This window comes from Frigoribacterium sp. VKM Ac-2859 (assembly GCF_013204925.1).
Lineage (GTDB): Bacteria > Actinomycetota > Actinomycetes > Actinomycetales > Microbacteriaceae > Frigoribacterium.
This window is the reverse complement of record NZ_JABMLC010000001.1, coordinates 1,252,133-1,272,407: the sequence shown is the minus strand read 5'-3', so window position 1 is coordinate 1,272,407 and position 20,275 is coordinate 1,252,133. Positions and strand designations below refer to the sequence as shown.

20 protein-coding genes are annotated in these 20,275 nt (G+C 68.7%); 11 read left to right on the top strand and 9 right to left on the bottom strand.

What is annotated here, in order from left to right; all coding sequences use genetic code 11:
* Positions 1 to 41: 41 nt before the first annotated feature.
* From HQQ78_RS05870 to HQQ78_RS05855, 4 genes are all read right to left on the bottom strand, one after another.
* Complete coding sequence (locus tag HQQ78_RS05870) at positions 42 to 1,547, bottom strand: serine hydrolase domain-containing protein (protein WP_173151530.1); 1,506 nt, start codon at positions 1,545 to 1,547, stop codon at positions 42 to 44.
* Positions 1,548 to 1,581: 34 nt separating this feature from the next.
* Complete coding sequence (locus HQQ78_RS05865; RefSeq protein ID WP_173151528.1) at positions 1,582 to 2,088, bottom strand: hypothetical protein; 507 nt, start codon at positions 2,086 to 2,088, stop codon at positions 1,582 to 1,584.
* Between the two features lie 596 nt (positions 2,089 to 2,684).
* Positions 2,685 to 3,149 (bottom strand): MarR family winged helix-turn-helix transcriptional regulator, encoded by a 465-nt coding sequence (locus tag HQQ78_RS05860; protein ID WP_173151526.1) that lies wholly within the window; start codon positions 3,147 to 3,149, stop codon positions 2,685 to 2,687.
* 22 nt (positions 3,150 to 3,171) lie between these two features.
* The gene (locus tag HQQ78_RS05855) at positions 3,172 to 3,417 is read right to left on the bottom strand and encodes an alcohol dehydrogenase catalytic domain-containing protein (protein ID WP_173151524.1); all 246 of its coding nucleotides are present in this window, start codon (positions 3,415 to 3,417) and stop codon (positions 3,172 to 3,174) included.
* Between the two features lie 284 nt (positions 3,418 to 3,701).
* Between HQQ78_RS05855 and HQQ78_RS05850 the strand changes: the two genes are divergently transcribed.
* Together HQQ78_RS05850 and HQQ78_RS05845 are read left to right on the top strand one after the other, a co-directional pair.
* A complete protein-coding gene (locus HQQ78_RS05850) occupies positions 3,702 to 4,088 on the top strand; it encodes an MmcQ/YjbR family DNA-binding protein (protein WP_173151522.1) in 387 nt (128 codons plus the stop codon).
* A complete protein-coding gene (locus HQQ78_RS05845) occupies positions 4,085 to 4,441 on the top strand; it encodes an MmcQ/YjbR family DNA-binding protein (RefSeq protein ID WP_173151520.1) in 357 nt (118 codons plus the stop codon). The genes HQQ78_RS05850 and HQQ78_RS05845 overlap by 4 nt, the downstream gene beginning before the upstream one ends.
* An 80-nt stretch (positions 4,442 to 4,521) precedes the next feature.
* Here HQQ78_RS05845 and HQQ78_RS05840 read toward each other — a convergent pair whose 3' ends face one another.
* Positions 4,522 to 4,908: a hypothetical protein gene (locus HQQ78_RS05840; protein WP_173151518.1), complete on the bottom strand. Its 387-nt coding sequence runs from the start codon at positions 4,906 to 4,908 to the stop codon at positions 4,522 to 4,524.
* Positions 4,909 to 5,255: 347 nt separating this feature from the next.
* Between HQQ78_RS05840 and HQQ78_RS05835 the strand changes: the two genes are divergently transcribed.
* Positions 5,256 to 7,841: a hypothetical protein gene (locus HQQ78_RS05835; protein ID WP_173151516.1), complete on the top strand. Its 2,586-nt coding sequence runs from the start codon at positions 5,256 to 5,258 to the stop codon at positions 7,839 to 7,841.
* Between the two features lie 9 nt (positions 7,842 to 7,850).
* Here HQQ78_RS05835 and HQQ78_RS05830 read toward each other — a convergent pair whose 3' ends face one another.
* A complete protein-coding gene (locus tag HQQ78_RS05830; RefSeq protein WP_173151514.1) occupies positions 7,851 to 8,318 on the bottom strand; it encodes a hypothetical protein in 468 nt (155 codons plus the stop codon).
* Between the two features lie 1,010 nt (positions 8,319 to 9,328).
* On the bottom strand, positions 9,329 to 10,399 hold the full coding sequence (locus tag HQQ78_RS05825) for an EamA family transporter (protein ID WP_371740367.1): 1,071 nt from the start codon (positions 10,397 to 10,399) through the stop codon (positions 9,329 to 9,331).
* A gap of 93 nt (positions 10,400 to 10,492) precedes the next feature.
* Here HQQ78_RS05825 and HQQ78_RS05820 point away from each other — a divergent pair, with 93 nt between their 5' ends.
* The 3 genes from HQQ78_RS05820 to HQQ78_RS05810 all read left to right on the top strand — a co-directional run bounded on the left by HQQ78_RS05820 (position 10,493) and on the right by HQQ78_RS05810 (position 12,144).
* Positions 10,493 to 11,134, top strand: a complete 642-nt coding sequence (locus HQQ78_RS05820; RefSeq protein WP_173151512.1) for a CGNR zinc finger domain-containing protein — start codon at positions 10,493 to 10,495, stop codon at positions 11,132 to 11,134.
* Entirely contained in the window at positions 11,131 to 11,616 is a 486-nt protein-coding gene (locus tag HQQ78_RS05815) for a MarR family winged helix-turn-helix transcriptional regulator (RefSeq protein ID WP_173151509.1), read from the top strand. Before HQQ78_RS05820 ends, HQQ78_RS05815 begins: the two co-directional genes overlap by 4 nt.
* Positions 11,617 to 11,703: 87 nt before the next feature.
* Positions 11,704 to 12,144: an OsmC family peroxiredoxin gene (locus tag HQQ78_RS05810; protein WP_056046752.1), complete on the top strand. Its 441-nt coding sequence runs from the start codon at positions 11,704 to 11,706 to the stop codon at positions 12,142 to 12,144.
* 113 nt (positions 12,145 to 12,257) lie between these two features.
* Here HQQ78_RS05810 and HQQ78_RS05805 read toward each other — a convergent pair whose 3' ends face one another.
* Entirely contained in the window at positions 12,258 to 13,316 is a 1,059-nt protein-coding gene (locus HQQ78_RS05805) for a magnesium and cobalt transport protein CorA (protein WP_056046751.1), read from the bottom strand.
* Between the two features lie 570 nt (positions 13,317 to 13,886).
* On the opposite strand from HQQ78_RS05805, the gene HQQ78_RS05800 reads away from it, so the two are divergent.
* The 4 genes from HQQ78_RS05800 (at position 13,887) to HQQ78_RS05785 (ending at position 18,341) form a co-directional block, all read left to right on the top strand.
* Complete coding sequence (locus HQQ78_RS05800) at positions 13,887 to 14,861, top strand: NAD(P)-dependent oxidoreductase (protein WP_173151507.1); 975 nt, start codon at positions 13,887 to 13,889, stop codon at positions 14,859 to 14,861.
* A 165-nt stretch (positions 14,862 to 15,026) separates the two neighbouring features.
* Positions 15,027 to 15,974 (top strand): aldo/keto reductase, encoded by a 948-nt coding sequence (locus HQQ78_RS05795; protein ID WP_173151505.1) that lies wholly within the window; start codon positions 15,027 to 15,029, stop codon positions 15,972 to 15,974.
* A 113-nt stretch (positions 15,975 to 16,087) separates the two neighbouring features.
* Positions 16,088 to 16,723, top strand: a complete 636-nt coding sequence (locus HQQ78_RS05790) for a hypothetical protein (RefSeq protein ID WP_173151503.1) — start codon at positions 16,088 to 16,090, stop codon at positions 16,721 to 16,723.
* A gap of 172 nt (positions 16,724 to 16,895) precedes the next feature.
* Complete coding sequence (locus HQQ78_RS05785) at positions 16,896 to 18,341, top strand: NtaA/DmoA family FMN-dependent monooxygenase (protein WP_371740366.1); 1,446 nt, start codon at positions 16,896 to 16,898, stop codon at positions 18,339 to 18,341.
* 83 nt (positions 18,342 to 18,424) lie between these two features.
* On the opposite strand, the gene HQQ78_RS05780 is transcribed toward HQQ78_RS05785, so the two are convergent.
* A complete protein-coding gene (locus HQQ78_RS05780; RefSeq protein ID WP_173151501.1) occupies positions 18,425 to 18,904 on the bottom strand; it encodes a hypothetical protein in 480 nt (159 codons plus the stop codon).
* 251 nt (positions 18,905 to 19,155) lie between these two features.
* On the opposite strand from HQQ78_RS05780, the gene HQQ78_RS05775 reads away from it, so the two are divergent.
* Positions 19,156 to 20,226 (top strand): LLM class flavin-dependent oxidoreductase, encoded by a 1,071-nt coding sequence (locus HQQ78_RS05775; RefSeq protein ID WP_173151499.1) that lies wholly within the window; start codon positions 19,156 to 19,158, stop codon positions 20,224 to 20,226.
* The last annotated feature ends 49 nt before the right edge of the window (positions 20,227 to 20,275 follow it).

Genomic DNA, 20,275 nt, shown 5'->3' with positions numbered 1-20,275 from the left:
GCCGGCCCAGCCGGGTCGGCGCCTCGGAGGCGCGGGTCGCGTCAGTCGCGCGGCATGCGCAGCTGCGCCAGCGCGGGTGCGTGGAGCGGCTGGGTCTCCCACAAGGCCGTGAAGGTCCCGTCCGCCTCGTCGAGCGTGAGGTGCAGGCGGTGCGGCGTCTCGAGGAAGACGAGGTCGACGTGCAGCAGGTCGGCCGACCGGGTGGCACTCGCGGCGACCGGCGCGGCGGAGCCGGCGCCTGAGCCGGCCGCGCCGACCGAGCCGTCGGTGACGACCCAGTCCTCGGCCTCGACCCGGACCACGAGGCGGGAGTCGCCCTCGACGAGGGTGAGCGTCGTCGCGGCGTCGGCCGAGGCGTGCAGGTCGACCAGGGTGAGGTCGGGCTGGTCGTTGCCGTCGGCCGCGGTGAACGACACGAGCCGGTCGGTGCCGGGGGAGTCCTGGTCGCCGTCCCGCGCCTCCTCGTCCGCCGGCCGCACGGGTGCGGCGTCGTGCTCGGTGGGACCGGCGACCCCGGGCAGTGCCAGGTCGGCGAGGCGGGACGCCAGGGCGGCGTCGGCCGGGGCGTCGCCGACGCGCGCCGCGTCCGTGCCGAAGGCGGGCAGCAGGTGCGCCCACGCCGCGTCGAGCACGGCCTGCATGTCGAGCGACTGGCCGGTCAGGGCGAGCACGACGTCGTGCTCGGGCAACACGACGGCGAACTGCCCGTAGGCGCCGTCGCCGCGGTAGCCGTGGCGGGCCATCCAGAACTGGAAGCCGTAGCCCTGCGCCCAGTCGGGGTTCGACTCGCCCGCGTTCGAGACGTGCGAGCGCGTGGCCTCGGCGACCCACTCGCGCGGCATCAGCTGCACGCCGTCCCACTCGCCCTGCTGCAGGTGGAGCTGGCCGAGGGCGGCGATCGCGTGGGTGGTGGCGTGCAGTCCGCTGAAGCCGAGCTCGCGGCCGGACGCGTCGCGCTGCCACCCGACCTCGCCGATGCCGAGCGGGTCGAGCAGGCGTGGTCGCAGGTACTCGCTCAGCGGCTGGCCCGTGACGCGCTGCACGATCGCGCCGGCGGCGAACGTGCAGGGCTGGTTGTAGGCGAAGACGGTACCGGGCTCGTCGTCGGGCGGCGTGAGCAGGAAGCCCCGGACGACGTCGACCGGGTCGACGGCGAGCGCACGGTCGAGGGTCTCGGCGCGGTGCCCGCTGGCCATCGCGAGCACGTGGCGCACGAGCATCGAGCGGCTGCGCGGGTCGGTGACCTCGTCGTCGAGTTCGGGGAAGTGGCCGAGCACGGTGTCGTCGAGCCCCATCAGGCCCTCGGCCACGGCGAACCCGACGGCCGACGACGTGAAGCTCTTGCTCAGCGAGTAGAGCAGGTGGGCGCGGTCGGCCGAGTACGGAGCCCACCAGCCCTCGGCGACGACCTGCCCGTGGCGCAGCAGCATGATGCTGTGCGGCTCAACGCCGGCGGTGGTCTCGAGGGCGTCGACGAAGGCGGCGATGCCCGCCGCGTCGACGTTCTGGGCGGAGGGCGTGCTGCGCGGCAGCGTCGTCGGAGTCACCCCTCGACCCTATGCCCGGCCTCGGAGGCGCGGGTCAGGTCGCGAGGGACGTCAACCGCAGGTCGACGAGCGGCACCCGGTCGCGCGGCAGCACCACGAGGACGATCGAGCCGTCGACCTCGGTGCCCCAGCCGACCACGTCGGGATCGGTGTCGATCAGCGCGGCGTCACGCCCGATCCCGTCGACGAGGAGCACCGCCCCGGGCTGCGCGTGCCGGGCGGTCACGGGGGAGTCCAGCACGGGCGTGCCGCCGTCGGGTCGGATGCTCCGTCCCTCGGCGGTGTTGACCAGGACGTGGTTGACGTGCCGAGCGAGGTGCTCGGCCACGGATGCGGGTTGGTCGGACGGCGCCGGCTCGTCGGGCGCGACCAGGGTGACCACCGCCTCCCACAGCATCGGGTACCGGAACGCTCGTAGCCCGGCCACGAACCAGTCGGGCTGCCCGGCGGCCAGGGCTTCGGCCAGGTGGCCGTCGATCTCGGCGACGTTCTCGACCAGGTTCGACGGGGCATCCGGGTCGGACGGGTCGGCGACGAACACGTTGGAACCATTGATCGGCAGTGCGAGAGGCGATGACCTCGACTATCGCTCCAACCAACCGCCGTCACCCAGAAAGTCATCGTGAGAGGTCCGCTTTCGCTGCTCGAAGTCGACGCGAGAGCAACGCCTAGGAGAGTCAAGGGTTCGCCGGTCTTTGCACCTGCTGAATGTATCGATTCTGAGATTGCCTCGAGCGCTGTTAGCCACGCTAAGTCTGAGGAGGGAGGCCCTGCGGTGGCTTAGCTATCGTCGGTGACCGCAAGCGATTGGTTCTGGGTCTGGCCGCGGCGGGCCTGGATCAGCTGCTCGCAAACGACGACCGGTTCAAAACGGGGTTTTGAACCGGTCCGGGTTTCTGGGAAGCTCGCAGGTCGGGTGCTCCTCAGGCGGTCCTGAGTCGGATGGTCAGCAGTTCGCCGAGCGCGCCTCCTCTGGGTCCGTTATTTGGGCAGGAGCTCGTGCTGTTCGCTGCACCCCAGAGCAGCCGAAGCCAGGCCGATGGGAGCGGTGATCGCCGCCCGTGAGGGGATCGTCGACTGGCGACCTCAGGCCTGGCCTCCGCTGATTCGCGCTGGCTTTCCAACAGCGATCCGTGGTCAGGCCAGGCGGCTCACCAGCGTCTCTCCCACCCGCGACAAGAGCTTGCCGAGCTGCTCCCGTTCAGCGTTGGACAGGTCCGCAGTGGTCAGTTCTTCGAGCTGTGCCCGTGTCGTGGTCACGGGCCCTTCCAGATCACGGCCGGCAGGGGTGGGCCGGACGAGTACGACACGCCCGTCGGTCGTGGATTGCTCGCGCGCGACGAAGCCGCTCTTCTCGAGGCGGGCGAGCATCTTGGCCGTGGTCGGCGGTTCGACCATGAGGAGACGTATCAGGTCCGCCTGCGTTCGCGGGGACTCCTCCCACAGCAGCATCAGCAACAGTTCCTGCCCGGGGGAGAGCCCGAGCTCGTCGAGGAGCCGACCTGCGAGCTTGCGATGAGCCTTTGAGACGCCCGGCAACAGTGAGCTGACCGGGTCGACGGCCCCGCCGTCTCCGGCTGCGGTCGGTGCATCCGTCGTCATCCGTGCCTCCTAGGAATAATGCTTAGCCGTCCTTGACGCCGTCGCCGACCTCGACGACGGTCCCGGCAGCGTCGGCGCCGGCGCCTGTCGGGGCTGCGAGATCGGGGGTGGGTGCTATGGAGCCGGATCGGATCTTGGTGTCGATCTGGTTGATGCCTGCACTGGCGACGTCGATGACGATCTCGCCGCGGCCCGCGTGAGGCTCAGGGATCGTGACGACCTCGAGCACGTCGGGGGTGCCGTAGGTGTTGAACTGGACTGCTCTCATGACTGGTCTTCTCTCTTTGAGGCGGGCCGGGTAATTACGACGCGGGGGTGTAGTTGACGGAGTCGAGCCAGGCGGCCAAGGTCTGCGCCTCGGGGGCGAGCTTGGCAAGCTCGTCGTCATCCCCTGAGCAACGTCCACCGTTCCACGACCCCGGGAGCACGGAGCAAGCTGCTCCGTGCTCCCGGTCGGACCGCGCATCAAAACGGAGATCAACCCATCGCACACCAACTCTTGTCATAGGAGTCGACTCGGTACTTTCTAGAATCAACAATCGTGGGGGACATATGCAGGCCGACACCGTGCGGCAGCAAGCCCGAGACAGAGCTGCTGAGCTACCCGGCGCAGGGCTCGAGCATCCGTTCGGTCCTGACTGGGACGTGTTCAAGGTCCGGGGCAAAGTGTTCATGCTCACAACGGAGATCACGGGGGAACCCATCGTCATCCTCAAAGCCGCACCCGAGGACGCGAAGGCGCTCCGGGAGCAGCATGACGACATCACGCCCGGGTACCACATGAACAAGAAACACTGGGTCACGCTGAACCCGGGAGGCGATCTTCCGGCTGACCTCGTGGTCGACCTGGTCACCGAGGCCTATCTGCTGGTCGTCGAGGGGCTACCTCACGCGCGGCGGCCCGTGGACCCGACAACGTTTGGCCGGCACAAGCGATGACCCTGTCGGGCACGCAGCTTCAAGAGACGGCCCGGGACGCCGCCGCGAGGTTGGAGCACGTCAGTCGTGGTTACCCGTTCACGCCGCACCTCGAGGTGTGGAAGACCCCGGAAAAGGTGTTCCTCATCGTCGCGGACAACGATCCCGACCTGCAGATCATCACAGTGAAGGCCGACCCGCACCACGCGGACGCACTCCGCCGAGACCACGAATCGATCACCCCGGGGAGATACCTCGACAAGAGCCACTGGATCTCAGTCGGTGCGGGGCCAGGCGTGACCAAGCGCCTCGTCGAGGACTTCGTGCTCAGCTCCCATGACCTCGTTACGAGCGACCGGACGAATCGGCGCTAATAGGAGGGCAGTTATCCCGCCCGCCCCCCGCCGTCCTTTTCGACCGTCGCGCTGACCTCCTGGGCCGATTCGAGAGCGATTTAGCCGACCTCCGACACGACCTCTTCACCCGTTTTGGCCTCGGACACCTTGCCGGCCGCGTCTACGCGACCATGCGCCACGAGGCCCCTGTCACTATCGATGACGCCTCCGACCGACTCGGAGTCCCCCGACACCGCATCATCCGAGTCCTTTCCCGTCTCCGGACCCACCGCCTCGTCGTCTCCACCAATAGCGGGTGGCGACTTCACCGCCGCGATCTTCGCGACGCTGCAGCTCGAACCTTCGACGTCTTCGGCACCCTCGCCACCCTCTATGCCCGCGAACGCGAGCTCTGGACCTGGTGGCTGGCTGAGGAAGCCTTCATGCGCTCTGAGCCTCACTGACGTCGACGCGGAACCCACGCCACAGCCCGAGTCATCTTCCAAGCACTCGACTCTCGAGGAGGCGAGGAAGTTTGGCCGGCTTACCCCCGAGACGCCTCCGGGCTCGGAGACCACCGCACTGCTCGGCGCATTGTCCATTCTCCCGATGGCGTCGAGCGGCTTCGTGCCTACGAACTTGCAGCATGAGTTGTGTAACCGCTTGTTGCCAAGCTTTTTAGGTTTCGGTGAGCTCTCGCCGTTCAGTCGACCCCCTTCTTGGGGGCAGAGGACTCTTTCTAATTGCCAGTAACTTCCATGCAATTACTAAGGGGGAATTTGTGCCGACAAGAACACGAGGTCTCGTAGCCGTAGCGGCTACCGTGGCTCTAGCAGGATCGCTTCTAATCGCTGTGCAACCAGCGTCCGGTGCGCAAGCTGACACAGCTATCGTCATCGACTGGGACAATCTCGATTCATTCAAGGATGTCAACGGACATCCCTTGACTATCGACAGTGATGTTGACACCGGCCAAGGGGCCCATGTTCTATCCGGGACGAACGAGGCAGGAACTCCCTTCAACGTCACCATTTATTACGGTGACGAAGTCAAAGGCGACACCGCAGGCGTCACTCTGGACCCAAGCGACGCCGATGACGCGGAAGATGTTCCTGTCGGAAGTACCCTTCCTTTCGCTGCTCAGGAAAGCCTGGTCCTAGAAGAAACAGTTGACCTAGCCGTTGTTCCCATCGTCGTCGTCGCTGCGACGCCCTCTACGCTTACGACAGCATGGCTAGCTCCCGAGGACGCAACTTCATTCCGCGCCACCCTTGATGAGACATTGACTATCGATAGCGAAGAACCAAACGTAACCTTCGAATCGCTCAATCCCGATACCTCGTACTCACTCAATCTCGAATCCGTATCCCCGCAGCCCGATCAGGTGCCCGTTGTTGCAGACCTCAACGCCTATGCCGAGCCTGCGTCTGAATCGGACCCAGCAGAAGGCTCGGGCAACGAAAGCGGTGACCTTCCTACCGCCAGCCCCTCTCCGACTGCGCCAGATCCTGAGCCAGTCGATCCTGTTGCTGTTCCGGACTCCGTTCGGTCGTCCGTGATTTCGGCCACCACACTCGCCTTTCCAAAGCCGGACAGTAATCCCCAAGAACGAGGAATGCGGGCCCTCGAGTCGTCACCTGCACTCACGGCTGCAGAGGTCCATTCAACAGAGTTCAATTACCGGACTTTCATTCCCTGGACGTCGACACACTCCGAGGAGGCCAGCGATATCGACCGTGCGATCGTCACCGCCTGCATGATTTCGGCTCAGCCACGAGGCTTCTTAAAAGGCGCCTCGCCTACCGGCCTGACCTTCCGTGGCGATGCACGCGGGTTTCGCCAGCCAGCCGCAGACGGCCCCGCAGACTACCGAACGATGGTCAACCTCAAAGCAGACTGGGATACCAATACCGCCGCTGCATCCAAACAAACTGGCTACACGAACGCTATCTACATCAACGATAACGACCGTGTTGCTGCAACTCGACACGCAAGCACCGGAAAAATTGAGATTACGAGTCGAGTCGCCGATTCGCAGATACTCGACTGGTATAGATCATTTTCCGTTAAGCACATTGCCAACGATCCCTTCTGCCCAAGCGCAGAGAGGTTTGGAGCGATCTACTACGACATTGACATTGAACTGACCCGGTCAGGCGTCGTCACAATGACCGGCTTTCAGGCGAGTATGCCTAACCACGAGGCCTACGTTCGGTGGAACAACTCCCCTACCTGGAGCACACTCCTTACCCGTGACGCCGTTGGCCTCATCTGTCTGGTCGCAGGTCCGCTGAAAAAGCCCATCATTTTCAGGCAAGAGGACGGATCGCTTGGTGGAGACTTGATCTGTGGCAAGAACATCGACGCTCGTATCTCCATCTCTCAGGACCGATATGTAGCTCTTTCCGAGAACTTCTTCTTGACTAAATCTGGACGCATTTCGGGAGTCGGTAACGGCTCGGTTGTCTCTCCCTACGCAGACGGCGTCTTTTTCTGCGAAGCGGTGGCCCCCGTACCAGCAGCACCACTTCCGGGCGGTGTGCGGGTGTCGAAGTTCGCTGCCACTCGGACTGAAGCGGGCAGCACAAAGGCCACCATCTTGGCTCTTGGCAGTGACAAGCGGCTCTATACCTGGGGAGGAGGTTCTGGAGTAATGGGCCGCGAATCAGACGGTGTCTGGGATGTCGAATGGGGCACTACCCCATCGTCCTTCATGCCAACACCGCTCGCCGGGGAGTTTGTAGATGTGTCTATCCTCAACGGTGCTGCGGCCGCGGTCACAACGTCCAACACCGTCAAAACTTGGGGCGAATACGAAATGATGCCGGCAGAGTCGGCGCCGTGGGCATCTCCCATTGTGCAAGCATCAGCTATGACCGCAGTTCCCGACGGCGGCGCGGTGAAGGCCCTCGACGATCAGGGGCGATACATCTACTGGGATGGCTACAGATGGTCGGTTGTCGACGAAGGCCCGTACACCACAATGGTCTTCGCAGCGAACGGAACGTACGCTCTGGATGACGCCGGTCAGCTCTACAGCGACGGTGTCATCTTGGATGCCCCAGGAACCTCGCCGCAGGGCTCGGCTTGGGCCCTCGAGGCCGTCCCTGCCAACGAAAATCTGATTGCTGAGTTCGGAGAAGATCAGCACTTCACTGACATCGGGTACGACGACCGCACCGGGCAAATTGGTCTCACGGCAGACTTCGGTGGCGCATACGTCGTACCCGACTGGGCAGCAACGACGCGCTCCCTATCTGAGCTCACCGTGGTGCCGACGCCACCTGGACTTGTGTCGTTCAACGGAGTGAGGGGCATCACCGATGACGGTCAAGCGTGGAATATCGGTGATCAAGTGCCTGTGCCCCTGGGAGTTCCGGCGGCCGGCCCATCACCGAAAGCAACTGCGATCGGCAGCTACTGCCCTAGCAACTCCTAAACCGGCGCTCTAAACCAAGGGGGTTGGAAGCCTTTCAGATGAAAGCTTCCGGCCCCCTTGCCTGCGCTGCCTTGAACGAACAAAAGCCTCAGCTACGACAACAGCTAAGAAGCCAAACACAACACCTGGGACAAACCACAGCAGGGTCGGGAACACGTACCACCCCATGAGGAGGAGAAGACCCGACGACAAAGCAACAGAAATAGCCGAAAGAAAAGCCAGCCGAATACCGGGCCGGGTCTGAGCAACAACTGGGCGGGCAAACGATGTGAGCAGGCCGACGACGGCTCCGAAAGCTATTCCCGCTGGAACCGTGAGGAAGGAAAAGACTAGTCCGATGAGCAACATTTCGGACGCAGCCCCCTCAGCGCTTTCCCCTTCGGCGCTCATCATCGCACCCAGTGAAAAAACAATGCTCGGGGCTGCAACGCCCGTCACCGCACCAGTCACCAGTCCCGTGACGACAAAAGTGGCCATTCTTCGCGGATTCTCATCAGCTGGGGATTGATTCCAAGATTGGCCGGTCATAGCTACCTCGCGTTCACACTGATCCAGAAATTACTCACTCACTCAAGCTGCAAACCAGCCTCTGCACCACCCCCAGCTTGGGCGCAAGAGTGACCACGTCGCTCACCGTGCTCGAGGCTCAAACATCCACGCCGACACTGTAAGACGAACCATCTGCCGTCGAGTACATGACCTGAGTCGATCTCGATAGCCTGCGCCGGTGATCCCACTGAACTACCATAGTGATATCACGTTAGTATCATTCTGGTAGTTTTACGGCTAGCTTCTAGTGGCCCCATCCTCTAGTAGGTCGAGCTCACTCAGAGCTGCCTGACGCCGTACATCGTCGTGGCCACCGCCGGCTATTTGGACGCGTGCGCGCTCCCGCGTCAGAGTGCGATGACTACCGCAATAATCGCGATCGACGTGCTTATGGCTAGTCGCGGCTCGTGTGGTCGATGCCACTCCAGATCCAGAAATGCAGCCTCCGTTGGGGAGAGCCTAAATCGCGCCACAATCGCCGTCAGGCTGGCTCCGACTTGGCGGGCGTGCATCTCGACGATGTCAACTCCCTTTGGCAACTCGTCATGGACAGCATCAACCGCCATAAAGCCGGAGTTTGGCCGTACTACGTCGATGACACGCAACACCTAACACCCCCCTGCGCCCGTGAATTGCCGAGCGTCGCGTTGCTGCTCTGTTCTGAGGGGCAACTATAGGGAGTCTTGTCCCACCCGTTCTTCGTCAATGCGGCCTGAAGCGAAGGCAGATCGGTCGGGGGGAAAAGTTCGACAACCCAGATCCCTGGGACATTTACGTGTTCAACGTCGGGAACGAAGACGTTGTGCATTGAACTAATCAAGGACTCCGCGCGGTGACGATCTAGTTTGTTGTACGGATGCAGCCTGTTGATTCCTGCGAGCAGTAAATCGCGGGCCTTTTGACCAAAGAGCCGCCTGGGCCGCGCCCGCATCGGTCCATCACCCCAGGGTCGCACCTCGGCCGTCGGTGGCCACCGTGTCGACGACGGGCGGCTCGGCCACCGCGTCGCCGAGGGGCGTCTCGGCCACCGCGTCGGCCACGACCGCGGCCTCGCGGGTGCGTTCGGCCCGGACGAAGCCGATGCCGACCACGATCAGCAGGCCGCCGCCGAGTTGCAGCGGGGTCAGGGCCTCGCCGAGCAGCAGCCAGGCGTAGAGCGCGGCGGCCGCCACCTCGAGCAGGCCGACGAACGACGCCAGGCGGGAGCCGAGCATGCTGCTCGCCGTGATGCTCGTGGCGTACGCGACCGCGGTGGCCACGACGCCGACCACGAGCATCGGCACCCACCACGGCACGATCGCGTCGAACAGGGGCACGTCGGCCGCGGAGGTCGTGAACGGCACGAGGCCGGTCAGTCCCAGCAGTCCCAGCAGCCCGGCGCCGACGAGCAGGCCCGACGCCGCCAGGGCGACCGGGGGCAGGTCGCCGCTCGGCCGGGCGGCGAGCACGAAGTAGGCGGCGCAGCAGACCATCGCCGCCCCCGCCAGGGCGAGCCCGACGGGGTCGAGGGCCACGCCTCCGCTCGGGGCGACGACCAGCAGGAGGCCCGCGAAGGCGATCACGGAGCCCACGAGCACGACGGCCTGCGGGACGCGTCGCGAGGTCGCCCAGGCCACGCCGACGAGCAGCAGCGGAGCGAGGTACTCGACCAGGATCGCGGTGCCCACCGGGATGCGCACCACCGCGGCGAAGTAGAAGACCTGGGTGCCGGCGACGCCGACCACCGCCATGCCGAGCACGCGCCACCGGGCCCGCCAGATCGGACCCAGGCGGCCCCGGAGGGCGAAGAGGGCGACGGGGGCGAGCACGACCCCGCCGATCAGGGCGCGGACCGTGACGGCGGCCACGGGACTCCAGCCCGACTCGAGCAACGGCTTGACGAACGGACCCGAGAATCCGAACGAGGCGGCGGCCAGCAGGGCGACGAGCAGGCCGGCGGTGGTCGAGGCGGGGCGCCCCGCGGCGAGGGGCGTCGTCGCGATCGTGGTCGTGGTCGCACCGGTGCTCACGAGGACTCCTTGGTGTCAGGGCCGTCGTGCACAATGGGTGCTGACGCGCCGTCTCTGTGGCGAGCGTAGGACCGCCTCTGACAAGGAGTCAACTTGCATTTCGCCCCTGACACCGAAGACGTCCTCGAGTTCAACGTCGCCCTGGTCAACACCGGTGCCGGCGCGAGTCGGTCCGGTGGCGACGAGCTCTCGACCCGTGCCGAGCTGACGGCCCTGCTCGACTCGTTCGCCTTCTCGGGCCGCTTCGACCGGGACGACGCCGAACTGGCCTCGGTGCAGGGCGTCCGGGCCGAACTGCGACGCATCTGGACGCTCGAGCGCGACCTGCTCGCCGCCGAGGTCAACCGCATGCTGGCCGACAGCGTCTCGTCGCCCCGGCTCGTGCGACACGACGCCCTCGACTGGCACCTGCACGCGACGAGCGACGACGCGCCCCTCGCCGACCGCATCCGCGTCGAGTCGGCCCTGGCGCTGGTCGACGTCATCCGCACCGACGAGACCGGCCGGCTGCGGGCCTGTGCCGCCGAGGACTGCGACGGGGTCTTCGTCGACCTGTCACGTAACGGGTCGAAGCGGTTCTGCAGCGTCCGCTGCGGCAACCGCGTCAACATGATCGCCTTCCGGGAACGCCGGGCCGACGTCGACCGAGGTGGGTTCGCGTCGATTGAGGCATCAAAGAGCGAATTAGTTGTGCACAACCAAATCGTGCGCGACGTGCTACAGTCGCCGACATGACGACAGCAGCCGAGACGACGACCCCGGGCCCGGCGCCCGTGCTCGACGAGCAGATCTGCTTCGCGCTCTACAACGCCTCGCGTGCCGTCACGGCGCGCTACCGCGACCTGCTCGCGCCGCTCGGTCTCACCTACCCGCAGTACCTCGTGCTGCTGGTCCTCTGGCAGGGCGGCCCGACGACCGTCTCCGAGCTCGGCCACCAGCTGCAGCTCGAGTCGGGCACGTTGTCGCCCCTGCTCAAGCGGCTCGAGGCCCACGGCCTGGTCACGCGCACACGCTCGGCCTCCGACGAGCGCACCGTCGACGTCGCCCTGACCGACGCCGGGGTCGCGCTCCGCGAGCAGGCCGCCGGCTTCGCCGACCAGATCTGCGGCGCCACCGGTCTCGAGCTGACCGACCTGCAGACGCTGCGAGCCGACATCGCCGCGCTCGCCGCCGCCGTCCGGGCGAACACGGCCGCCCTCACCGACCAGCACCTCTGACCCGCCTCACCGACCGACCAGAACACCCCCGAACACCCCACCCCGGGCCGACCCCGACGTCGGCCCCTCCACGAAAGAAGGCACCACATGCCCACTCGCACCTCACGCACCGCCTGGAACGGCAGCCTCGAGACCGGCGAAGGCCAGGTCGAGCTCTCGAGCTCGAAGCTCGGCACCTACGACGTCTCGTTCCCCAAGCGTGCCGCCGACGACGCCAACGGCTCCACCAGCCCCGAAGAGCTGCTCGCCGCGGCCCACTCGGCCTGCTACGCCATGCAGTTCTCGGCCGTCCTCGGCCAGGCCGGCGGCACCGTCGAGGCGCTCGACGTCAAGGCCGACGTCTCGCTCGGCCCGGACTCGGCCGGCGGCTTCAAGCTCACCGGCATCGCCCTCACCGTCCGCGGCGAGGTCTCCGGCATCGACGAGGCCGGCTTCCTCGAGGCCGCCCAGAACGCCAAGGAGACGTGCCCCGTCTCGAAGGCCCTCACCGGCGTCGAGATCACGCTCGACGCCGCGCTCGAGGCTTAGGCCCCGATCGCAGCACCGCACCGCCTCGTGGACGCAGGAGGCGCGGGTCACCCGACCCGCGCCTCCTGCGTTCTCCGCATCACCCGCCCGACGGCGTCACCGGTGCGACGGCGTCAGAGCCACTTCTTCCACTTGAAGACGCCCCAGATGCTCGCGCCGACCGCGACCATGGCGGCGACCGCCATGGGGTAGCCGAACTGCCAGTGCAACTCGGGCATGTGGTCGAAGTTCATGCCATAGACGCCGCCGACCAGGGTCGGGGCGAACAGGATGGCCGCCCAGCCCGAGATCTTCTTGACCTCGTCGTTCTGCTGCAGGCCGACCTCCGACAGGCGCCGGGTCTCCTCGTTCTGGGCGAGCCCGGCCTCGGACAGGCGCCGCATCTCGTCGTTCTGCGCCTGGGTGACGAGCGTCGAGTGCACGGTCAGCGCGTTCTCGAGCAGGGCGCGGAACGTGTCGGCGCGCTCGCCGATGCGCAACACGTGGTCGAGCACGTCGCGCAGCGAGCGCTGCAACTCGACGTCGACGCCGTACTTGTCCGACCCGCGCAGCAGGTTCTCGAGCATCCCCCGCAGCGGGCTCGTCGCGCGCTGGAAGCTGATCACCTCGCGCAGCAGTTCGTAGATGCGCCGTGACACCTCGGGGTCGCCGCCGAAGAGTTCGTCCTCGATCTCGTCGATGTCCTTCTCGATGCCGGCGACGACCGGGCCGTAGCCGTCGACCACCTGGTCGAGCACGGCGTAGAGGACGGCCTCGGGTCCGAGGGCGAGCAGCTCGGGGTTCGACTCGAGGCGGCGCCGCACCCGACCCAGGTCGGGGTTCTCGGCGTGCCGGATCGTGATGACGAAGCCCGGGCCGACGAACACGTGCACCTCGCCGAACTCGACCGTCTCCTCGGCGTCCAGGTAGCGGGCCGACCGCAGCACGACGAAGAGGGTCTCGCCGAAGCGCTCGAGCTTCGCGCGCTGGTGGCCCTTGAGTGCGTCCTCCACGGCGAGCGGGTGCAGCTCGAACTCCTGCGCGATCGAGCGCACCTCGTCGGGGTCGGCGCGGTACAGCCCGATCCAGGCCATGCCCTGGTGTTCGTGCAGCAACTCGAACGTCTCGTCGAGGTTCGCCGGGCTGTCGGTGCGGTGTCCCGCGACGTAGATGCCGTTGTCGATGAGTGCCATGGTCTGCGCTCCTGCCGTTCGGGGTGCGACGACCGTCCGTCGAGGGACGATGTCGTACCGGTGGTGGTCACGACAGCCGTGTGGACGGCGGGTGTGCGGTGGGGCCGGGGCGACGCACACGGGCGACGAGACGACACCGGGGTGTCGGGTCGTCGACGACGTGCGTCGACAGGAGACGTCGGTGCCCGTGGGCCTCGCTCGTGGTCGGTCGGGCCCGGTGCTCAGACGAGCGGGGCGGACGGCGCGATCACGGAGCGATGCCGCGGGGCGCCAGTACTGTCACCAGCCATCGCCGCTCACCTGCCTTCCGTCGTGCTGCCGCCGGGCCCGGTGGGGCCGTGGGCCCGCCTGGGCCGTGGGACAGCGTACCCCCGGGGGCCGCGACCGTCGACCGTCGTGCGACGGGAGCGACGGGGTGGGGTGAGGGGAAGGAGGCGCGTGTCGCCGTTGACCCGTGCCTCCCGCGTCCACGATCGGGTTTCGCGACCTGCAGACGGCGTCACTCTGCCACCGGCTCGACGCAGACACGAGCCTGAGTCGCTTTCGTGACCGGATCGATACGGTGGAGCGATGAGCACCGTCGCCGTCACCGTCCTGCCCTCCGCCTCCGCCACCGCCGACTCCGAGGCGTCGTCCGGTGACGCCTGGGGCGTCGCCCCCGCGACGAGGGCGGTGGACGCGACCGACGCCCGCCTGGTCGAGCTCGGCGACGAGACCGACATGATCGTCCTCGGTGGCCGCGTCGACCAGGACGCCCTGCGCGCGGCGATCGACGAGCACCCCCGCGTCCGCGTCGTCCAGCTGCCGAGCGCCGGGGTCGACGCCTACGTCGAGACCATGCAGGCCACCGCCCGCGACGGCCTGGTCTTCACCAGTGCCAAGGGCGCGTACAGCGCACCCGTGGCCGAGCACGCCCTGGCGCTGACGCTGGCGACGCTGCGCTCCCTGCAGATCAGGGCCCGCGCCTCCTCGTGGGAGCGCGAGCAGCGCGGCATCTCGCTGAACGGAGCGTCCGTCACCATCGTCGGGGCCGGCGGCATCGGCACCGAGCTGCTGCGGCTGCTGCAGCCGTTCGACGTCGAGGTGACGATGGTGCGCCGCACCGACGAGGCCGTGCCGGGTGCTGCCCGGACGATCACGGTCGACCGCCTGGCGGAGGTGCTGCCGACGAGCGACGTCGTCGTGGTCGCGGCCGCCCTCACCGGCGGCACCCGCAGCCTGCTCGGTGCCGCCGAGTTCGCCGCCATGCGCGAGACGGCCGTGCTGGTCAACATCGCCCGCGGCCCGCTCGTCGACACGGACGCGCTCGTGACGGCACTCGCCGAAGGGCGGATCGGGGCCGCGGGCCTCGACGTGGTCGACCCCGAGCCGCTGCCCGACGGTCACCCCCTGTGGGCCGAGCCCCGTGCGCTCGTCACCCCGCACCAGGCGAACACGAACGACATGACCGAGCCGCTGTTCCAGGCCCGGGTCGAGGCGAACATCTGCGCGCTCGCCGAGGGCGGCGACCCCGAGGGCGTCGTCGACGTCGAGCAGGGGTACTGAGCGCACACGGGAAACGGGAACGCCGCGCACCTGGGAGCAGCGCGCGGCCGGGAGCGCCGCGCACACGGGAACGCCGCGGACCTGGGAACGAACCCGCGCCGCACGCGTTAGACCTGGGTAGTCGCCGCGCCGACCCGACGCGACGTTCGCGAAAGGAACCCCCGCATGCCCCTCATCGGAACATCCGACCTCGACGTCTTCCCCCTCGCCCTCGGCGGCAACACCTTCGGCTGGACCAGCGACGAGGCCGAGTCGCACTCGGTGCTCGACGCCTTCGTCGCCGGCGGCGGCAACTTCGTCGACACGGCCGACGTCTACTCGGCCTGGGCGGACGGCAACTCGGGCGGTGAGTCCGAGACGGTCATCGGCACCTGGCTCGCCCAGGGTGGTGCCTCGCGTCGCGACCAGATCGTGCTCGGCACCAAGGTCAGCCAGCACCCCGAGTTCCCCGGGCTCGGCGCCGCCAACGTCGCCGCCGCGGCCGACGCCTCGTTGACCCGCCTGCAGACCGACCACATCGACCTGTACTGGGCGCACTTCGACACCGGCGACGACCTCGCCGAGACCCTCGGCGCCTTCGACGCGCTGCAGAAGGCCGGCAAGGTGCGGCACGTCGGCATCTCGAACTTCTCGCCCGAGCGCATCACCGAGTGGGTCGAGATCGCGCGCCGCGAGGGATTCGCGGCCCCGGTCGCACTGCAGCCGCACTACAACCTCGTGACCCGCAAGTCCTACGAGCGCGACCTGGCTCCGCTCGCCGCCCTGAACCAGCTCGGCGTGACGCCCTACTTCTCGCTCGCCGCGGGCTTCCTCACCGGCAAGTACCAGAGCCGTGACGACATCGCCGGGGCCCGCAGCGGCAACGTCGAGGGCTACTTCAGCGACGAGGGGCTCGACGTCGTGGCCGCCCTGCGCGACATCGCGAGCGCCCACCAGGTCGAGATCGCCACGATCGCCCTCGCCTGGCTGCAGGCGCAGCCCCGCGTCGTCGCCCCGATCGCCAGCGCCCGCACCCTCGAGCAGCTGCCCGCGTTGCTGGCCAGCGCGAGCGTGGCCCTCAGCGCCGACGAGCTCGCCGCCCTCGAGACCGTCTCGGCCCGCGTGGCCGAGTAGCGCCTCCCGAACCGACGACCCGCGCCTCCGGGTCCGCCTCGGCCCGCGACGAGCGGGGGAGCGACGGACCCGGAGGCGCGGTGCGTGCAGCACCGTCGGCGTACGGTCGAGCGATGAGCAGAGCGACCCCCGACCAGCGGTTCCACGGACGCATCGCCGGCTTCGGCACGGAGTCCGGCACGCGCGTCGTCGTCGGGTTGTGGGACCGTTCGCCGCTCGGCCGCTTCGTCGACGTGATGGTCGAGGGGGCGGACGGCCACCGCACGCTGCTGGCGCCGTCGCAGGCCGTGGCCGACTACGTCTCGTCGACCTACACGTTCGACGAGGTGCGCGTGCAGCCCGTGTCGTGGCGCGGCGTCGACCGGACGCTGCGGGTCTCGACCGGCCCCGACGACGCGGGCGGCGACGTCCTCGACCTGTCGCTCGAGATCGGGCCCGTGTCCGCGCTCGGCTGGCTGCTGCGGCTCGTGCCCCGGGCGTTCGCGACCCGCCCCGGCTGGCTCACGCTGATCGACCCGGTGGCCCGATTGATCGTCCGGGGTGCCCGCACGGCGGGCACGGCCGGTGGAGGTCGTCGCGAGTACTACGGCGTGACGCTGGCCCGGCGCATCGTCGCGGTCGACGCCCGTCTCGACGGTCGCGCCCTCGGGCCGCTGGCCCCGCTCGACCCGCCCGTGCGGTTCGGCTTCGGCTCGGCGCCCGCCGATCCCAGCCTCGTCGACGTGACCACCACGATCCGCGAGCGCTGACCCGCCGCGCCGCGCCGCACCGCGCCGCACCGCGTTCCGTGCACCACACCTCGTCTCGTCGCGGTGTCGTGCACGGGACGCGGTGCGGTGTGGTGCCGCCCGGTTCTCCCCTCGGGCGACACGGCGTCACCGCCCGGTGGACGAGGAGGCGCGGTGCGGCACAGTAGGACGCGTGAGCACCGCAGACACCCCCGCGCCCGAGCCGTCCGCCACCGTCCCCGCCGCCGCCGTCGACGCCGGGACCCCCGCCCCGAAGAAGAAGCTGATCCTCAACCTCTTCGAGATGAACTGCGTCGGGCACATCACGCACGGTCTCTGGCGACTGCCGCACAACCACCGCAGCGAGTACAAAGACCTGGCGTACTGGCTCGAGCTGGCCCGCCTGGCCGAGCGTGGCGGCTTCGACGCGATCTTCATCGCCGACGTGCTCGGTGCCTACGACGTGTTCGGTGACAGCCCGGCACCGGCCCTGCTCGAGGGCATCCAGGCGCCCAACAACGACCCGATGATGGTCGTGCCGGCCATGGCCGCGGTGACCGAGCACCTCGGCTTCGGCATCACCTTCTCGACGAGCTACGAGCCGCCCTTCGCGTTCGCGCGGCGGATGTCGACCCTCGACCACCTCACGAAGGGGCGCGTCGGCTGGAACGTCGTGACGTCGTACCTGCCGAACGCCGCCCGCAACTTCGGCCTCGACGCCGAGATCCCCAAGGCCGAGCGCTACGCCCGCGCCGCCGAGTACCTCGACGTCCTCTACAAGCTGTGGGAGGGCTCGTGGGAGGACGACGCCGTCGTCGCCGACCCCACCGCCGACGGGCTCGAGCCCGGCTCCGGCGTCTACACCGACCCCGCCAAGGTGCACGCGATCGACCACGTCGGCGAGCACTTCCGGGTCGCCGGCCCGCACCTCAGCGAGCCGTCGCCGCAGCGCACGCCCGTGCTCTTCCTCGCGACGGCGTCGCCGAAGGGCGTCGAGCAGGCGGCCCGCAACGCCGAGGTCGTCTTCACCGGCGGCCCCGCCGTCCGGGCGGTCGGCGCGGCCACGCGCGAGGCGGCGGTCGCGGCCGGACGCTCCGCCGCCGACGTGTCGTTCATCGTGCAGGCCGGCGTCATCACGGGCGAGACCGACGAGGTCGTCGCCGAGAAGCTGGCGCTCTACCGCTCGTTCGCCAGCGAGCAGGGCAAGCTGATCCACCGCAGCATCCCCTTCGACGCCCCGGCGCACCCCCGCGACCGGACCGTGCGCGAGGCGCTCGAGGCCGAGGGTCGGCTCGACCACCCGGGAGCCGCCGCGCTGCCGCTCGACATCACGGTGGGGCAGCTGATCGACTCGGTCGACGAGGCCTGGGGCGGCACGTTCTTCGTCGCCGGCACCCCGACCGTCGTCGCGGACGCCGTCGAGCGCTGGCTCGACGACGAGGGCATCGACGGCATCAACCTGCGCCAGTACCACTCGTTCGACACGCTGACCGACTTCGTCGAGCTGGTCGTGCCCGAGCTGCGTCGTCGTGGTCGACTGCGCGAGGCGTACGTGCCCGGTGAGACGCTGCGCGAGCGGTTGACCGGCGGGGGACCCCGGCTCCCCGCGACGCACCCGGCGGCGGCCTACCGGCGCTGAGCCCGGGAGGGGCGGCGCGCGCCGGCGCGTCGTTCACGTCCCTCCCGGGGACGTCCCGGTCCGGGGTGGACGTGTCGACGTGGTCAGTGGGCGGCGGGGCTGCGGTACCGAGCCGGGACCGGCGGGACGCGGAGCCACGTCGTCCGGCTGACACCGCGAGCGTCCGACCACTCGACGAAGACGGTGCCGAGGGCGACCAGAGCGTCGAGTTCGACGGGGGTCGCGATGCCGAGGGGGGCGCCGGGGCGCAGCTTGTCGCGACCCCGGACCGGCCCGCCGGGCAGGTCGACGAGCACGTCCCGCGCCGGCCGGCCGACCGTGCGCAGCACGAGGCACGTGCCGAGGGGCAGGGTGGGGTCGCTGCCGTCGTTGGGCAGGTCGAGCCAGGACAGCACGAAGGTGGCGGGGCGACGCAGACGGGTGGCGCGTTCGCGGCGGATGCGGGCCGGGTGCGCCGGCGTGGTCCGGACGGTGCCCACGGTCGCGGTGGGGTCGAGGACGAGCGCCGCGTCCGAGGGGTCGTTCGTGCCCGGGCGTCCGGTGTCGGGCTCTGCGGTGTCCATCGTGTTCTGTTCCCCTGGAGTCGTGGTGGCGTGCGTGGTCGTGTCGTCGTGGACGTGACCCTCGAACGGCTCCGTCCAGCGAACCGCACTCCGGGGTGGGGGACAACGGGGCACAGGCACCCAGTACGGGGGTGGGCCGGTCCCCAATGCGGGGGACGCACCCCGGGGGACGCCGTCCGGGGATGTCGCACGGGGGGACGAGGGCCGGGGCCCGGCCCGGCGACCCCGGGTCGTCTGGCTAGGCTCGACGGGTGACCACCGCCTCCTCGTCGCCCGCTCCGTCCGCCGCCGCGAGGCCGTTGCGTCGTCTCGGCTTCCTCACCATCGGCGCCTTCGAGGGCGACGACCCGACCGTCGGTCTCGAGCAGGGGCTCGAGTTGTTCGAGCGGGCCGAGGCGCTGGGGCTCGACGGCGGCTGGACCCGCACGCGGCACCTGCAGTTCGGCATCTCGTCGCCCGTCGCGTTCCTCTCGGCCGCTGTGCAGCGCACCTCGCGCCTGACCCTCGGCACGGCCGTGATGCCGCTCGGCTGGGAGAACCCGTTCCGTCTCGCCGAGGACTGGGGCACGGTCGACGTGCTCTCGCGCGGCCGGCTGCAGCTCGGCGTCAGCGTCGGCGAGCCCCGCGCCTACGACGAGGTCGGGCCGCACCTCTACGGGGACGCCGCCGACCACCAGGACTTCTCGTACGGCCGGGTCGAGAAGTTCCTCTCGCTCGTCCGGGGCGAGCAGGTCAGCGCGTTCGAGGGCACCGAGGGCATCGAGGTCTTCACCGGGCGGGTGCAGCCGCAGAGCCCCGGCCTCGCCGACCGTGTCTGGTACGGCGCGGGCAGCCCCCGGTCGGCCGAGTGGGCGGGTCGCCAGGGCCTCGGCATGTTGATCAGCAACGTCAGCTTCGCGGGCGCGCCCGGGCCGATCGAGCCGACCCGCTTCGCGGCGTCGCAACTCGAGCAGATCCGCGCCTTCCGCGCGGTCCACCCCTCGGGTCCGGAGGCGCGGGTCGCCAAGGGCGCGGTCGTCCTGCCCACCGACACGGCCACCGCCGAGCAGCGTGCCGCGTACGAGGCCTACGCGTCCTCCCGTCGCGACCGCACCACCGTGGCCCACGGACCCCGCGGCATGATGTTCGACCGCGACCTCGTCGGCCCGTCCGAGTGGATCGCCGAGCAGCTGCACGAGAACGCCGCGATGCGCGAGGTCGACGACCTGATCGTCGAGCTGCCGTTCGACTTCGGACTCGCCGAGTACACGCAGGTGCTGACCGACGCCGCCGAGCGCCTCGGCCCGCTGCTCGGCTGGCAGGCCGCCGCCCGAGGCGAGTGAGCGCTCACTCCCGGCCGTGGGGCTCGCCTAGACTCGACGCAGCACCCCG

Coding starts and splice junctions, on each gene's coding strand:
- HQQ78_RS05855 (WP_173151524.1), bottom strand. CDS start 3,417: ATGAGAGCAGTCCAGTTCAACACCTACGGCACCCCCGACGTGCTCGAG.
- HQQ78_RS05800 (WP_173151507.1), top strand. CDS start 13,887: ATGAGCACCGTCGCCGTCACCGTCCTGCCCTCCGCCTCCGCCACCGCC.
- HQQ78_RS05850 (WP_173151522.1), top strand. CDS start 3,702: ATGCAGGCCGACACCGTGCGGCAGCAAGCCCGAGACAGAGCTGCTGAG.
- HQQ78_RS05860 (WP_173151526.1), bottom strand. CDS start 3,149: ATGACGACGGATGCACCGACCGCAGCCGGAGACGGCGGGGCCGTCGAC.
- HQQ78_RS05815 (WP_173151509.1), top strand. CDS start 11,131: ATGACGACAGCAGCCGAGACGACGACCCCGGGCCCGGCGCCCGTGCTC.
- HQQ78_RS05790 (WP_173151503.1), top strand. CDS start 16,088: ATGAGCAGAGCGACCCCCGACCAGCGGTTCCACGGACGCATCGCCGGC.
- HQQ78_RS05805 (WP_056046751.1), bottom strand. CDS start 13,316: ATGGCACTCATCGACAACGGCATCTACGTCGCGGGACACCGCACCGAC.
- HQQ78_RS05780 (WP_173151501.1), bottom strand. CDS start 18,904: ATGGACACCGCAGAGCCCGACACCGGACGCCCGGGCACGAACGACCCC.
- HQQ78_RS05795 (WP_173151505.1), top strand. CDS start 15,027: ATGCCCCTCATCGGAACATCCGACCTCGACGTCTTCCCCCTCGCCCTC.
- HQQ78_RS05810 (WP_056046752.1), top strand. CDS start 11,704: ATGCCCACTCGCACCTCACGCACCGCCTGGAACGGCAGCCTCGAGACC.
- HQQ78_RS05830 (WP_173151514.1), bottom strand. CDS start 8,318: ATGGCCACTTTTGTCGTCACGGGACTGGTGACTGGTGCGGTGACGGGC.
- HQQ78_RS05845 (WP_173151520.1), top strand. CDS start 4,085: ATGACCCTGTCGGGCACGCAGCTTCAAGAGACGGCCCGGGACGCCGCC.